Below are 14,793 nucleotides of genomic sequence, written 5' to 3'. Positions count from 1 at the left end.
CTAATAGCCTTTAAGGGTTTTCCCTATTCGCGACGGGTGTTTGCAGGCGCGCGGTTTCTTCCTCGATATAACTCATCAATGCGCTGACTTCGGCATCGCCCAGGCGCATGTTGGGCATGGCCAGGCGGTTGTATTGCTCATACAGCAGCATGGCCAGCGGGTCTTTCTCGGCCAGCATCTGGTCGGGCTCCTTCAGCCAGCGGGTCAGCCAGTTGGCGTCACGCTGGCGGGTTACGCCCAGCAGGTCGGGGCCGATACCTGGCTGGCCTGGCTCGATGTTGCCCAAGGTGTGGCAGGAAGAACAACGCGTACGGAAAATCTGCTCGCCACTGCTGGGCGAACGTATCTCGGGGGCCTGGGCATAATCATTGTTCATGGCGCTGGCCTGCTTCCAGTTGTGCAAGCTGTTGCCCAGCCGGTCAGCGAGGATGTACGGGCTTTCGAAGGGCGAGGCCTTCATCCAGCGACCGGTGGCCTGGTTGCCGATGATAAGGCTCAGGTTGTGGTCTTTGGAGCGGCCGTTTTCCAGGCCGTCTATCCACAAACCCAGGCTACGGCGCAATTGCTCGATGTCGTCGGGCTCGCCGGTGAGCAGCGTCCAGCCAGGGCCGATGCCGAACTTTTCGGCGTAGCGTTTCAGGGTGGCGGGGGTGTCGTTGTAGGGGTCGATGCTGATGGAGTAGAGGAATATGTCCTTGCCAACCCGGTCACCCAGAATCTTTTGCACCTGGCGCAACCGCGCGGTTTCCACCGGGCATGAGTCAGTGCAGCCGGTGAAGATGAAGTTGATGGCGACCACCTTGTCCTTGATCAGGTCGTCGAAGAAATGCAGCTTCTCGCCGTCCTGGGTGAGCAGGGGGATGTTGGGAAAGTAGTCAGCGCCCCATGGGCTTGCGGTTTTTTCGGCCACAGGTTGTTGCGGCTGCAGTGGCCAGAACGGGATGCTGGCGGCAAATACCGCGAGTACCAGCAGGAAACGCCATGAGCCAGGCATGATAGGGTCCTCGATGGTGTGCAGCCCTTCGCGGGCACGCCCGCTCCCACAGAAACTTCACAGAGCCGCAGCTGCGTGATTTCTGTGGGAGCGGTGCACTCACTGATATTTCACTGGCGCAGTCACCGTCTGGCCCAACGCCGACTTCACCGTGACCGTCGCTGGCGTGGCCGGACCGAAGCCGGTGGTGGTGACCGATACCCGCCAACGGGCGCCCGTGGTTGCAGCTGTCAGCGTGGCGTTCCCCAGGCTTACCGGGCCGCCGGTGGTTGCCGCTGTCACGCTGATGCTGTTGCCCGTGGCCACCGTGGTGGTCCCTTGCACATCCCAGGTGAAGCGGTTGCCGCTGCGCACCTGCACTGTGGCACTGGTGACCTGGATCTGGTCGACCGCTGCCGCTGCGGTTACGGCGATGCTGACCGTGGCCGGGGTCACCGACTCGGCACCCTTGGCATCACGCGCCGTATAGTTGAAGCTGGCAGTGAACGGCGTGGCGACCGTGGCGGGTGGGGTGTAGGTCACCGTGGTGCCGTCGGTGCTGACGGTACCCTGGCCGGAGTCTGGCTGGCTGAGGCCGGTCACGGTCAGCGGCACGTTGCCGTCCGGGTCGGTGTCGTTGGCCAGCACGTTCAGGGTGATCGGCTTGCCAGCGGTAGTGGCTGCACTGTCATTGGCCGCGACGGGTGGCTTGTTGGCCGGGTCGTCGATGTCGTCATGGCCTTTGGTGCGGAAGGTCGGCAGGCCCACCGAAGCCATGTATTGCACGCCATCCCATCCTGGCAGCGGGGTCGGCATCACCTGGAACTGCCCCGGGTGCTCGATGTCCCAGCGCAGCAGCATCGACGAGTCCTCGTGCTGGGTGTTGTGGCAGTGCTCCATGTAGGTGCCGGCGAACTCGCGGAAGCGGATGGCCATTTCCACCTCTTCCGAAGAGTCGGCATCCGGCCCGATGCGGTACACGTCTTTACGCGCCCATTTTTCCCACTCTGGTGGGGCCTTGCCGTCGCGGCTGAGAATCACGCCCTCCTCGAAGTGCACGTGTACCGGGTGGCTCCAGCCATTGCCGCCGTTGACGATTTTCCACACTTCCAGGGTGCCGTCGCCGCTGAAACCACCGTCGGTGGACTGGTTGGCCAGTTGCGGCGCCGCACTGATGCGTCGTGGGTCCATGCTGTAGCCGAAAGCGCCGTCGGTCTTGATGGTCCACGGCTTGGTGTCGGTGCCGTCGGAGCGGCCAAAGATGAACTCGCGGTGGCGGGCGTTCTTTATCTTGGCCTGGTCGGTGGCCGAGTCGCGGTCAATTGGCAGCGGCAGCATTTTCAGGCCTGCGGCCTTGCCTGGCTTGGCCGGTTCATAGGCCACCGGGTCCATGCTCACGTCCTGGCCGGTGTAGGGCTGCACCAGCAGTTGCAGGAACTTGCCGACTGCGGGGTCGCCGTTGTCCCACTGCGGGCCTTTGCTGGTCTGCTTGATCACCGCCTTGTATTTCCCCGACAGCACGTCGGCCAGCGCAATGGTACCTTCCGGGCCCTTGCCGGTGCGGTGCTCCTCCAGGTTGACGAAGTACAGCTTGTCGCCCGCCTTGATGCCGTTCTTGGCGAAGTTGATGATGATGTCATAGCGCTCGGCGATACCTTGCAGCGGAAGGATGCCGTTGTTGTCTTGCAGGTTGCCGTCGCCGTTGAGGTCCATGGTGCCGTCGAATGGCACGGCGTGTTCCATGATGTTGCCGTCGTTGGCGATCATGTGGAACGGGACCCGCGCATACGACAGGTTGGAACCGGACGGGCCTTTGAACTCACCGCTGGTACCGGCAATTTCCCGCACCACGGCAAACTTGAAGTAGCGCGATACCGAGCCGTTGAGGATACGGAAGCGGTAGCTGCGCGCACGCACCTTGAGCCTGGGCTGGTACTGCCAGTTGACCAGGATCTGGTCACCGAGGAAGCCGTCGGTGTTGAACGGGTTGAACCACAGCTGGCCGTTGGCATCCCACGCCTTGTCGGCGATCACCAGGTTGACGTCGTAGTCGCGGTTACCCCATGGCATGCCCGAGCCGCTGGGGAAACGCAGGTTTACGCCATCCTGCAGGGCCTCGTTACCGCGGTCCAGGGCGCTGTAGTAGTTCATCATCACGGCGTTGCCCTTGTAGACGTTCTGCGCCGTGAAATCCATCATGTGGTCGTGGAACCAGTGGGTGCTCATGGTTTCACGCCAGTCACCGCGAATCTTGATACTGCCGTTCTGGCAGGTTTTAAGGCCCGGCGTGCCGTCGTTGACGAACAGGGTTTCACCCGGTGAGCAGGGGAAGGCGGCACGCGGGTCCTGGGCACGGGTGTTGATGGTGTCGTACCCGGCCAGTTGCACTGGCCAACGGTAGTCGTAGTACTGGCCCGGGAAGAAGTAGGCATTGGCAAAGCCATCGCTCTCGGCCGGGGAGTGGCCATTGTGCTCGTGGGTGGAGATGGTGTGCAGGCCAAAGCCGCCGTTGGCCGAGGGGTCGATCGGCAGGGCGTTGTAATGGCGCATCAGGATCGGCTGGCCGTAGCGCACCATCAACAGTTTAGGCGGGAAGGTGCCGTCGAAAGTCCACAGTGACTTGTGGTTCTGCAAGGGCATGTTCGGGTGGAAGCGCGTATCGATGCCTTTAGTGGTGCCCAGCGTGGTCGGGATGTCGGAGGTCTGGTAGTACAGGCCGCCGGGTGCGAACTCGCCATACGCATAGTTGTGCAGTTGCTTGCGGTCACGCAGGCCGAGGTTGATCCGCGCACCGGCCTGGGCAGTCTTGAACGCCGCCTGCGGGTAGAACTCATTCCAGCGCTGGTGCGACCAGCCTTTTCCTGGTGGCCGGCCTTCAGCAGGCGAACCGACCGGCTGGCGGTTGAGGAACATCTCGATCTGCGCCTTCCATGGGTTGCGGTCCAGCACGTTGGAGTACTGGGTCGGGAAGGGGTACAGGCCGGGTTGCTTGAGGAACGCTTCAAGTGCGGTGCCACTTGGCCCGCTGCGCGCCACTACGTTGGGGTCTTGCGCGGGGGCCGCGCCGAGGGTGGGGACCGGGAAGGTCAGCTCTGGCGCCGGCGTGGTCGGGTCGAGCTTCTCTGGTCCGAACTCTTCGAACAGCAGCAATTGCTGGGTGAAGGGCTGCGCGCCGAACAACGGGCTGGGTTTGCCGTTGGTGGGGTACCTGTCCGAGGTTTGCAAGGCGGGCGGCAGCACGTTGTCGATCCGCACTGTATTGCGGTCGCCGTACGCACCATTGATCAGCTCCAGTGAGCCTTGGTTGGCTTCTGGCAAAGTGTTCAGGTTGAGCAAGGCCGGGGTCGGGTCAGCCGGCTGGTCGGTATAGGCCGATGAGTCGGTCGGCGGCGGCTGGCTGTTGTCGTCCAGGGGGGACGCCATGGCCGTGATCAGTCCGAGGCTGAGCATCAGCGCAGTGACCGAAGACAGCTGGAATGCGTGCCTGGTAGGGTGAATCACGGCAGGTGTTTTCATTGCCTTGTGCCTCGCTCGCGGCTGTATGGCTTATAGCCATCAATGGCGTTTTGCCCGGTAAAAGGCCTTGAGCAACGGCTGTGCCAACAAAAGTTTCAGTAATGCTTTGTTAAACAAATCCTTGTGGCGCCTGATGTGCGCTAAATAACGGGGCGTCAAGAATGGGTATAACTCCCCACAAGCGGGGGCCCAATGCCCACTAATTGGGTGGATTGGGGCGTGACAGCCCCGACCTGCTCGGGTATACCTGTTCGCCACCAAGGGGAGCCCGGCAAAGGGCTGAGAAACCGCTGCAAGCAGCAGCGCGGTGACCCTTCGAACCTGATCCGGATCATGCCGGCGAAGGGATGGGGCTTGTAACCTGCCTTTTTGCCGGCCTCACTGCGAGGCCCGTCCATGTCAATTGCCAAGGTCTCGCTGTCACCTTCATCAAGGACAGCAACATGACCGAACGTTTCAGCCAGTCCCTGCGCAGCCAAAGCGAGCCGACCTGGTCGGCGGCCGTTGGCCACCGTTTCGTGACCCAATTGTGCGAAGGCAGCCTGCCGGACCCGATCATGGTCGACTACCTGGTGCAGGACCATCGCTTTCTCGACAGTTTCCTGACCTTGCTGGGTGCGGCCATCGCCACCGCCGATACGTTCGAGGCGCGTCTGCGCTTCGGCCGCTTTGCCGGGATGATTTCCAGCGATGAGAACACCTACTTCCTGCGTGCCTTCGAGGCCCTGGACGTGAGCCCCGCACAACGCAGCGCACCCGCTGATACCGTGCCAACCGCAGGGTTCAAGGCGATCATGCGTGAAGCGGCAGCGACCCGCTCCTATGCAGCGGCGCTGGCAGTGCTCAACGTTGCCGAAGGCCTTTACCTCGACTGGGCGCTCAAGGCACCCAAGCCGATGCCAGACAATTTTGTCCATGCCGAGTGGATCACCCTGCACGACAACCCGGCATTCCAGGCCTTTGTTGCCTTCCTGCAGTCTGAGCTGGACCGTGTCGGCCCGCAGGAAGCGGCACTGGCAAGCGATTTCTACCAGCGCACCGTTGCGCTGGAGCTGGCCTTCTTCGATGCCGTCTACCCGGAGGGCAAATGAGCATGGATATCTTCGAGCGCCTCAAGGCCGCAGCCACCCAACAGTGGCACAGCTATGTAGACCATGACTTTGTGCGGCAGATGGGCGAGGGCACGCTGAGCGAGGAAGCGTTCCGGACCTACCTGGTACAGGATTACCTGTTCCTCATCCAGTTCGCCCGCGCCTGGGCACTGGCGGCCTACAAGAGCCGGCGCCCGGCCGACATCCGCGCGGCGCAGGCCGGGTTGGCGGCGATTCTGGATGAAACCGACCTGCACTTGCGCCTGTGCGCGCGCTGGGGGCTGACCCAGGCGGATATCGAGGCCGCGCCAGAGCACCAGGCCACGGTGGCATACACACGTTACGTGCTGGACTGTGGCGCCGCTGGCGACCTGTTGGAACTGCATGTGGCGCTGGCGCCTTGTGTGATCGGCTATGCGGAGATCGGCCGGACCTTGTCCGAGCGCATTGGCGACTTGAGCAACCACCCGTACCGCGAGTGGATTGGCGAGTATGCCGGTGAAGGCTACCAAGGGGTGGCGGCCGCAGCGCGCAAGCACCTGGATGAGCTGGCAGCGCGGAGCATGACCGAGCAGCGGTTTGCCGAGTTGGTGGGGATCTTTGGCCAGGCTTCCAGCCTGGAGGCGGACTTCTGGCAGATGGGTTTGGACGGGGTGGCGTAGCCCCCGGGGCCGCTTTGCGCCCCATCGCCGGCAAGCCGGGCTCCCACAGAGACCGCGCGATGCTTGAAGGGTTGCACCGTACCTGTGGGAGCCCGGCTTGCCGGCGATGGGCTGCGCAGCAGCCCCAAAGTGCTTGGTCGACTGGGTGAATCCTACCCAGCCCAAGCCTGCTTTGGTGCATGAATGCCTCAAAATAAGTCGTTCAGCACACCTTCATAAAGCCAAAATGCGACTTTAATGTTCACAGTGCACATCACCTTCTGGGCTGCCTGCCCGATTTGATTCCGGGTTTCGGCCCTCGAAAAAGCGGCCCGCATATTGCTCTTCCAGCTCCCAACTACCACCCGGAGCCCCGTGCAATGAGCTCACCCAGCGAATTTCCCCTCAGCGAAGCCCCGCAGTCTGCCCGCAAGGGCCTGCTGCCGATTGCCATGGTCTTGTTCAGCTTTACCTTTTTCACCGGCACGATGTTCGCCGGTGGCAAGCTGGGCATGGCTTTCAATTTTGTCGACATGTTGTGGGTGGCCACCGTCGGCAACAGCCTGCTGGCGATGTATGCCGCAGCGTTGGCATTCATCGCTTCGCGCAGCGGGCTGAATACCGTACTGATGGGGCGTTTCTGTTTCGGTGAGGCAGGTAGCCGGCTCTCGGACTTTCTGCTGGGTTTCGCTGAGCTGGGTTGGTACGCCTGGGGTACGGCCACGGTGGCCATCGTGCTGGTCAAGCTGTTGGGGTTGGCGGAAGGCTTCGGTTTACCGTTGATGGTGCTTTTCGGGCTGGGTTTCAGCATTACTGCCATCATCGGCTTCAAGGGGCTGGATGTGCTGTCGCGCGTGTCGGTGCCATTGATGTTCGTGCTGCTGTTGGTGTCGATGTACATCGCTACCCGCGATGCCGGTGGCTTTGCCGGGCTGGCTGCAGTAGTGCCGCACGAGACCATGACCTTTTCCGCAGCAGTGACCATGGTGTTCGGCACCTTCGCCAGTGGTGCCACCCAAGCCACCAACTGGACACGGCTGTCGCGTAGCGGCCGGGTGGCGGTGATCGCCAGCGTGGTGGCATTCTTGCTTGGCAACGGCCTGATGGTGGTGGCCGGTGCGTGGTGCGCGATGGTTTACCAGCAGGCCGATATTGTCGAAGTGATGATGCTGCAGGGCCTGTCGTTCGCGGCGGTAGTGATGCTGTGCCTGAACCTGTGGACCATTCAGGGGCCGACCATCTACAACGTGTCGGCGGCCGCCTGCCATTTGTTGCGCAGTGAGCGCCGGCGCACGGCAACGCTGGTGGCGGCCGGGGTCGGCATTGTGCTGGCGATTGGTGGTATGTACGAAATGCTGATCCCGTTCCTGGTGCTGCTGGGGTCGATCATTCCCCCGGTGGGCGGGGTGATAATGGCTGATTTCTGGTACCGACACCGCGGCCAATACCCGGCACTGGGCACCGCAAGCCTGCCACGCTACAACCTCACCGGGCTGTTTGCCTATGCCGTGGGCGCAGTACTGGCGTACGCCTCGCCCTGGGTCGCTCCGCTGGTGGGTATAGGCGCCTCGGCCCTGTGCTACATCGTCATGCTCGAACTGGGCGCACGCCGCCGGGCGCCGGGCCAGGCAGGTGTGGAGCCGTGAGCCTGGCGCTGGACGAGATCCTGCATTTGCCTGGCCTGCACGAGATGCGTGTGCTGGCCGGCGCACGTAACCTTCAGCGGCGGGTGCGCTGGCCGTATGTGGCGGAAAACGAAGGCATCGCTGAATGGGTAATGGGCGGTGAACTGGTGTTCGTTACCGGCATCAACCACCCGCGCGGTGAGGCCAACCTGTTGAGCCTGCTGGAAGACGGCGACGCCGTGGGCATCGCCGGCATGGTGATCCTCACCGGCGGCAGCTTTATCCAGAGCGTCCCGGCGTCTGTCATCGCACGAGCCGAGCAACTTGGCCTGCCGCTGATCGAGCAGCCCTACGCGCTGAAGATGGTGGTGGTTACCCACCTGATCGGCACGGCGTTGGTGCAGATGAGCCAGGTACGCCGCTCGCGTCACGATATCCTTGGCCAGCTGCTCACGGGCGACTACCCAAGCCTGGCGATTGCCCGGCAGCGCGCAACGCACCTACAGCTGGCACTGGACGAGCCGCGTCGCTTGCTGGCTTTGCGCCTGGCGGGCGTGGACGGTTTGTTCGAGCGCCACGGGCTGGCCCACGGCGAGCGTACCTGGCAAGCTAGCCGGCAGGCCCTGGAAGACCAGCTCGAAGCCTGGTGCCGCCAACGGCCAGGCAGCGTTACCGCGCAGCTGCCGGGTGATCTGTTCGTGTTGCTGCTGGCCGATACACACGACCTGCCCGAGACGTTGGCTGCGCTTTACCGGCAGCTGCAGGCCACGACGGGTGAACTGAGTTTGCACATGGGTTTGTCGAGCGTCGCCGACGATTGCGCGCACTATCGACAGGCCCTCAACGAGGCGCGTCAGGCCCTGGACGTCGCCCAGCACCTGCGCCCAGCCAACGGCTATTGCAACTTCAGCGAACTGGGCGTGCTGCGCCTGCTGCAAGGCATCGTCGACCGCTCGCTGATCGACGATTTCGTCAGCCGTACGCTTGGCCCGCTGATCGCCCCTGGCCGCAAGCAGGCCAATGCTCTGGTGCACACCCTCGACGCCTTGCTCATGGAAAACGGCAACGGCCTCAAGGCTGCACAGCGGCTAGGGCTGCACCGCAACACCATCAATCAGCGCATCCAGCGCATCGAACACCTGAGCGGGCAGTCCATTGATGACCCGCTTTTTCGCATGAATGCTTCGGTCGCCATGCTGGTATGGCGCATGAGCGAAGCCCACGGCAAGGAGTAACAGCATGAACATCATCAACGCACGGCTGCGCGGCAAGCCTGGCCTGTTCCGCATCGAACTGAACGGCGAGCGCATTGCCGCCATCGTGCCGCAGGCCGAGGTGGTGGCGCCCGTTGCCGCCCATGACCTGGACGCAGGGCAAAACCTGGTGGTGGCGCCCTTCGTCGAACCGCATATCCACCTCGACGCCACACTGACTGCCGGCGAGCCCCGGTGGAACATGAGCGGTACCCTGTTCGAAGGCATCGAATGCTGGGCCGAGCGCAAGGAAATCACCACCCATGAAGACATCAAGACCCGTGCGAAAAAGACCATCGGCATGCTGGTGGACCACGGAATCCAGCATGTGCGCACCCACGTCGATGTGACCGACCCGAAACTCACCGCGCTCAAGGCCATGGTCGAAGTACGTGACGAAGTACGCGAACTGGTCGATTTGCAGATTGTCGCCTTCCCGCAGGAGGGGATCGAGTCTTACGCCAACGGCCGGGCGCTGATGACCGAAGCGGTGGCCATCGGCGCCGATGTGGTCGGCGGCATTCCGCATTTCGAGAATACCCGCGACCAGGGCGTGTCGTCGGTGAAGTTCTTGATGGACCTGGCCGAGCGTACCGGTTGCCTGGTGGACGTGCACTGCGACGAGACCGATGACCCGCAATCACGTTTTCTTGAAGTGTTGGCCGAAGAGGCCCGGGTGCGCGGCATGGGTGCCCGGGTGACGGCCAGCCATACCGTGGCCATGGGCTCGTATGACAATGCCTACTGCTACAAGCTGTTCCGCCTGCTAAAGCTGTCGGGCATCAACTTCGTGTCGTGCCCGACCGAGAGCATTCACCTGCAAGGGCGTTTCGACAACTACCCCAAACGCCGTGGCGTCACCCGTGTTGCCGAGATCGACCGTGCCGGGATGAACGTGTGCTTTGGTCAGGATTCCATCGTCGACCCGTGGTACCCGTTGGGCAATGGCAACATCCTGCGCATTCTTGAAGCCGGCCTGCACATCTGCCACATGCTCGGCTACGAAGACCTGCAGCGTTGCCTTGACCTGATCACCGATAACAGCGCCCGCACCTTGAACCTTGGCGAGCGCTATGGCATCGAGGTGGGGCGGCCGGCGAACCTGTTGCTGTTGTCGGCGCCTGATGATTACGAAATGGTCCGTACCCAGGGGCATGCACTGGTGTCGGTACGCAATGGCAAGGTGCTGATGCAGCGTACGCCGGCGCAGGTGCAGCGGTTGCTCTGACTTCGCTATGGGCTCAGGTGCTCAGTGCTGCCAGGGCGCAGCTCGCAACCTGAGCATCCTGCACAGCCACGCCGGTCAGGTCTGCCAGGGTGATCTGGCCGTCGTGCTCGCGCCCTTTGGCGCGCCCGGCCAACAGCGCACCCAACTCGATCAGCCGGTTCGCGCGTAGCTGACCGCTCTCGAGCGCGTGAGCCACTTCGCCGTACTGGCTGCACTGGGCGACCGAGTCGACGATGATGCGGTCTGCCCTGGCCACCAGTGCCGGGTCCAGCTCCTGCTTGCCGGGTGCATCGGCGCCGACGGCAGTGATATGCGTACCCGGTCGGACCCACTCGCTGTGCAGCAGCGCCTGGCGGGAAGGGGTGGTGCAGACAATCAGGTTTGCCGCGCCGGCGACCTCTGCCGCATCCCGTGTGGTGCGGACCTCGAAGCCCAGTTCACGGGCAAATGCTGCATAGGCCGCAAGCCCGTTTTCATGCCGGCCCCAGACAATGGCCTGGCGGCAATCGGTAACGGCGCGCAGCTGTTCAAGCTGCATCTGCGCCTGCATGCCGGTGCCGAGGATGCCAATGGCCTTGACCTCGGCCGGTGCCAGCAGCCGGGCAGCGATACGCCCGGCCAGCGCGGTGCGCATGGCGGTCAGCCAGCCCTGGTCCTGCAGCAGTGCCAGCGGCTGCCCGGTGAGCGCCGAGAGCACCAGCATCAGGCCATCGTTGCTCGGCAGGCCCTTGGAAGGGTTGTCATAAAAACCGGTTGAAAGCTTGACGGTGAAGGTAGGGCTGCCTTCGATGTAGGCCGATTTCACGCAGCAGTCACCGTTCGCCGCTTGAAATGCGAAGGCCTGCACGGGCGGCACCTGGACCTTGCCGTTGGAGTAGGCGATGAAGCCTTCTTCCAGCAGGCTAACCGCCAGCTCGGGATTGAAGCTGGCGGTGATCTGCGCCTTGCTGAAGACTTTCATTGCACGGCCTCGAGGAATTTTTCCAGCACGATGTTACGGCCGCACAGGATCACTGCGACACGTTTGCCCTGATAGCGCTCGGCGAGCTTTTGCATGCCGGCGACCGCAACCGCTGCAGCGCCTTCGATGATCCAGCGTTCAGTGCTGGCGATAACGCGCATGGCGGCGCGAATCTCGTCTTCGCTGACCAGTACGGTATCGGTGAGCAACGCCTGGCACAGCGGCAAGGTCACAGCGCCGGGCTCGACGCCGCCAGCTGTGCCGTCCGACAGCGTTTCGCGGGCGTCCACCTCGACAATCACTCCGGCCTTGAGGGATTGCTCCAGCGCAGGGTCATTCGCCGGCCAGCAGCCGATTATCTCGGTACCCGGCTTGAGTACACGCAGGGCGGCACCGATGCCGGCAATCATCCCGCCACCGCCGACGGCGACAAATACCGCGTCCAGGTCGGGTGCCTGCTCGAACAACTCCATGCCGATGGTGCCCTGGCCGGCAATGACTTGCAGGTCGTTGTAGGGGGACACGAACGGTACACCCTGAGCCTTGGCCTGCCTGGCTGCCTCCAGCTCTGCACTTAGCGGGTCCGTGGGCAGGCAAAGCACTTCGGCGCCCAGCGCCCGCATCGCCTCCAGTTTGTATGGCGAGGCGGAAGTGGCGGTGTAGACAGTCACTGGCACGCCAGCCGTTTTGCCGGCCAGTGCAAGTGCCTGCCCGTGGTTGCCGGAAGAGGCAGCGATTACACCGCGCTTGCGTGCTTCGGTCGGCAGCAGGCGGATCTTGTTGCTGGCGCCACGGAACTTGAACGACCCCGTGTGCTGCAGGTGTTCGCATTTCAGCAAGACTTCGCAGCCGCTCAATGCCGACAACCGGGCGCTGTAGGTGAGTGGTGTAATGCAGACGGCGGGGCGCAGTGCGCTGTGTGCTTCCTTGATGGATTCGTAGAGTGCATCGAGGTAAAGGCTGTCGGCAGAGGTCGGTGAGGCTGTAGTGGCTGGCATGCTGTGCTCCGTATGGAATATCTGTCCACAGTAGAATAATTATCCATGCCAGACAAGTGTACGAGCAGGCCCGCTTGGCGACCTCCTGTCGGTCAACTTCGCGCTGCTAGGGCTTCAGTTCTTTCAGGTACTTGTACACGGTGGCGCGGCCCATGCTCAGCACGTTGGCGACATAGTCAGCACCACTTCGCCCTTCGAACGCGCCTTCTGCGTGCAGTGCCTGCACGAGGCTGCGCTTGTCCTTCATCTGCAGTGTCTGCAGCGACAGGTTGCGTGCTTGCAGCCACGCGTGCAGGAAGGTGTTGATACGTTCCTGCCAATCGTTGCGGAACAACGAGTCAGGTTGCGGTACCAGCCGGCCCATCTGGAAGAACGCATCGAGCGCCACACGGGCTTGCTCCAGTACCGACACGTTCAGATTGATGCACATCAGGTGCTCGGCTTCGCCTTCTGCGTTGCGCAGGACGGTACTGATGGAACGGACCTTCTGCCCATTCCAGTTGAGCTTCTCGTACGGGCCCAGGTTGGCGCCGTCAAGGAGGTCGCCCAATTCGTGATCGATCGCCGAATCATCGCCCAGCTTGCGCTGGGAGAAGTTGTTGGCGATGTGCACCACCGTCTGGGTGCGCAGGTCATGGACGATGACTTCGGCGTGCGGGTACAGCAGCAGGGCGATGCTGTCGGCGATTGCCTTGTAGTTTTCCAGGTTCATTTTCTGTCGGTAATCAGTGCTGGACGCCCATGGTGGCGGCAAAGCGTAACCGGCACAAGGTCGTGCCCCTGCGCCTCCGTACGGCTGCCAGCGTCGAAAACAACAACATTTTGCTTATCACATGCGATAAGCCGTGATTATTCCATGTCAGGAACTGTTTGCAGGAGCGATTGGATATCGCCATAATTAGTACGTAATTACATGGTACATAACACAGTACAAAATCGTAGGAGCAAGCATGGCCCGGGGCGGTATCAACAAGGTGGTAGTGCAGCAGGCGCGTCAGGCGCTGATTGCCCGGGGCGAGAACCCCAGCATCGATGCCATACGTATCGAGCTGGGTAATACCGGCTCCAAGACCACCATTCACCGTTACCTGAAGGAGTTGAACGGCCAGCAGCCCGTGGCTTCCGAAGGCGGCGCCGCGCTGAGCGATGTGCTGAGCCGCCTGGTCGGGCAACTGGCAACCCAGTTGCAGGACGAGGCCGACCTGACGATTGAGCAGGCCGAAAGCACCTTCACCCAACAGCGGGAAACGCTTGAAGCGCAGCTGGAGATTGCCCAGCAGGCGCTGGCGGCAGCGCATCAGCAACACAAGATCGATGCAGCGGCATTGGCCGCCGAAACGGAAAAGCTGCTGTCCACACAAAGCACCCTGCAGGCCGAACAGCTGCGCAGTGCCAGCCTCAACCAGTCACTGGGCGAGATGCAGGTGCGTCTGGCCGACAAGGACGAACAGGTCAAATCGCTGGAAGACAAGCATCGCCATGCCCGCGATGCTCTGGAGCACTACCGCAATGCCAGCCGTGAGCAGCGCGAGCAGGAGCAGCGCCGCCACGAAGCGCAGTTGCAGCAGATGCAGGTGGAAGTGCGCCAGTTGCAGCAGGGCATGATCGTCAAGCAGGATGAACTGACCCGCCTGCACCGCGACAACGAGCGCTTGCTGGGCGAACACCGCCAGGCGGCCAGCGAGTGCCGGGCGCAGGACGAGTTGCTGGAGCAACGCGATGCGCAGATCCAGGGCTTGCGCACGATCCTGGCCCAAGCTCAGGGCGCCAGCGAAGAAATGCGCCGGCAGCTGGATGTGCAGGCGCAAAGCCTGGAGGCCAGACGAGACCTGTGCGCCGAACAAGCGCGGCAATTGCAGCGCTTTGAGGATCAGTTGAAGGAACGGGACCAGGCGCTGGCGCAATGTCGCGCACAGCTGGCACCCGTTGGAGATTAATCAAACTTTCCGTGGCTGGCGTGTTCTTCCTTTGACACTCACGGGAGAAAACACCATGCATGATTCTGAACCGGTACGCAAAGAGGGGCCTCACTCGACGGAGCAGTCGGATAAACCGGACGACCTTGGTTTCGACCCTGATTCCCCGGATGTTGACGACCCACAGGTGGACCCGCAAGGGCCGGCCAAGGCGCCCGGAGACATTGAGAAGGACAAGTGAGTGCGGCTATGCCCAGCGCTCCAACAGCGCCCTGCTAGCTCATTGAGCTAGCAGGTTTGCCGTAATAGCGGCCTTATAGCCCGACGGGCGAGTATTCAGGCTTCGGCTTTTCGCGCCGCTTCGACCCCCGACGCCGACAGCTTGATCGGGTAGTGCACGCTGATCTGGTGATCACTACCCACTACCACACTGCCGTCGTGGATCAGGCCTGCTTCCTGCAGTGTCTTCAGCATGCCGGCCACCGCTTTCTCTCCGCGGTAGTTGTCCAGCACTTCCTTGCCCAGGCCTTCAGGGTGCGAATGCAGCAGGCGAGTAAGGACTTCGGTTTTCAATGCATCGTTACTCATGTC

The 14,793-nt window shown here is 62.4% G+C and carries 13 protein-coding genes and 1 riboswitch; of the genes, 7 read left to right on the top strand and 6 right to left on the bottom strand.

The features are described 5' to 3' along the window. Window positions 1–10 precede the first annotated feature (10 nt). The gene (locus WF331_RS16890; protein WP_016499633.1) at window positions 11–994 is read right to left on the bottom strand and encodes an SCO family protein; all 984 of its coding nucleotides are present in this window, start codon (window positions 992–994) and stop codon (window positions 11–13) included. Window positions 995–1,093: 99 nt separating this feature from the next. Then, the gene (locus WF331_RS16885) at window positions 1,094–4,489 is read right to left on the bottom strand and encodes an Ig-like domain-containing protein (RefSeq protein WP_016499634.1); all 3,396 of its coding nucleotides are present in this window, start codon (window positions 4,487–4,489) and stop codon (window positions 1,094–1,096) included. Window positions 4,490–4,739: 250 nt separating this feature from the next. Further along, window positions 4,740–4,854: riboswitch (TPP riboswitch) on the top strand. Window positions 4,855–4,932: 78 nt separating this feature from the next. Here WF331_RS16885 and WF331_RS16880 point away from each other — a divergent pair. From WF331_RS16880 to codA, 5 genes are all read left to right on the top strand, one after another. Next, the gene (locus WF331_RS16880; RefSeq protein WP_016499635.1) at window positions 4,933–5,580 is read left to right on the top strand and encodes a TenA family protein; all 648 of its coding nucleotides are present in this window, start codon (window positions 4,933–4,935) and stop codon (window positions 5,578–5,580) included. Further along, window positions 5,577–6,242, top strand: coding sequence for a thiaminase II (gene tenA, locus WF331_RS16875; RefSeq protein ID WP_016499636.1), 666 nt, complete (start codon window positions 5,577–5,579; stop codon window positions 6,240–6,242). Before WF331_RS16880 ends, tenA begins: the two co-directional genes overlap by 4 nt. A gap of 359 nt (window positions 6,243–6,601) precedes the next feature. Continuing rightward, a complete protein-coding gene (gene codB, locus WF331_RS16870) occupies window positions 6,602–7,867 on the top strand; it encodes a cytosine permease (protein ID WP_016499637.1) in 1,266 nt (421 codons plus the stop codon). Further along, window positions 7,864–9,081, top strand: coding sequence for a PucR family transcriptional regulator (locus WF331_RS16865; protein ID WP_016499638.1), 1,218 nt, complete (start codon window positions 7,864–7,866; stop codon window positions 9,079–9,081). Before codB ends, WF331_RS16865 begins: the two co-directional genes overlap by 4 nt. A 4-nt stretch (window positions 9,082–9,085) precedes the next feature. Further along, a complete protein-coding gene (codA, locus tag WF331_RS16860; RefSeq protein ID WP_016499639.1) occupies window positions 9,086–10,327 on the top strand; it encodes a cytosine deaminase in 1,242 nt (413 codons plus the stop codon). Window positions 10,328–10,340: 13 nt separating this feature from the next. Here the strand turns inward: codA and WF331_RS16855 are convergent, their stop codons facing one another. From WF331_RS16855 to WF331_RS16845, 3 genes are all read right to left on the bottom strand, one after another. Then, window positions 10,341–11,288, bottom strand: coding sequence for an ornithine cyclodeaminase family protein (locus WF331_RS16855; protein ID WP_284362264.1), 948 nt, complete (start codon window positions 11,286–11,288; stop codon window positions 10,341–10,343). Beyond that, window positions 11,285–12,286 (bottom strand): threonine/serine dehydratase, encoded by a 1,002-nt coding sequence (locus tag WF331_RS16850; RefSeq protein ID WP_284362267.1) that lies wholly within the window; start codon window positions 12,284–12,286, stop codon window positions 11,285–11,287. The genes WF331_RS16855 and WF331_RS16850 overlap by 4 nt, the downstream gene beginning before the upstream one ends. Before the next feature lie 106 nt (window positions 12,287–12,392). Then, entirely contained in the window at window positions 12,393–12,998 is a 606-nt protein-coding gene (locus tag WF331_RS16845) for a helix-turn-helix transcriptional regulator (RefSeq protein ID WP_284362269.1), read from the bottom strand. 238 nt (window positions 12,999–13,236) lie between these two features. Here WF331_RS16845 and WF331_RS16840 point away from each other — a divergent pair, with 238 nt between their 5' ends. Continuing rightward, complete coding sequence (locus WF331_RS16840; RefSeq protein WP_016499643.1) at window positions 13,237–14,223, top strand: DNA-binding protein; 987 nt, start codon at window positions 13,237–13,239, stop codon at window positions 14,221–14,223. A gap of 55 nt (window positions 14,224–14,278) precedes the next feature. After that, window positions 14,279–14,443, top strand: a complete 165-nt coding sequence (locus tag WF331_RS16835; protein WP_284362274.1) for a DUF6021 family protein — start codon at window positions 14,279–14,281, stop codon at window positions 14,441–14,443. 95 nt (window positions 14,444–14,538) lie between these two features. Here the strand turns inward: WF331_RS16835 and WF331_RS16830 are convergent, their stop codons facing one another. After that, complete coding sequence (locus WF331_RS16830; protein WP_016499645.1) at window positions 14,539–14,790, bottom strand: hypothetical protein; 252 nt, start codon at window positions 14,788–14,790, stop codon at window positions 14,539–14,541. Between the last annotated feature and the right edge of the window lie 3 nt (window positions 14,791–14,793).

The sequence above is a fragment of the Pseudomonas sp. YNh genome, from assembly GCF_037993085.1.
Taxonomy (GTDB): Bacteria; Pseudomonadota; Gammaproteobacteria; order Pseudomonadales; family Pseudomonadaceae; genus Aquipseudomonas; species Aquipseudomonas putida.
Note: the sequence above shows the minus strand (reverse complement) of the source record. Positions and strands in the feature narration are given on the sequence as shown.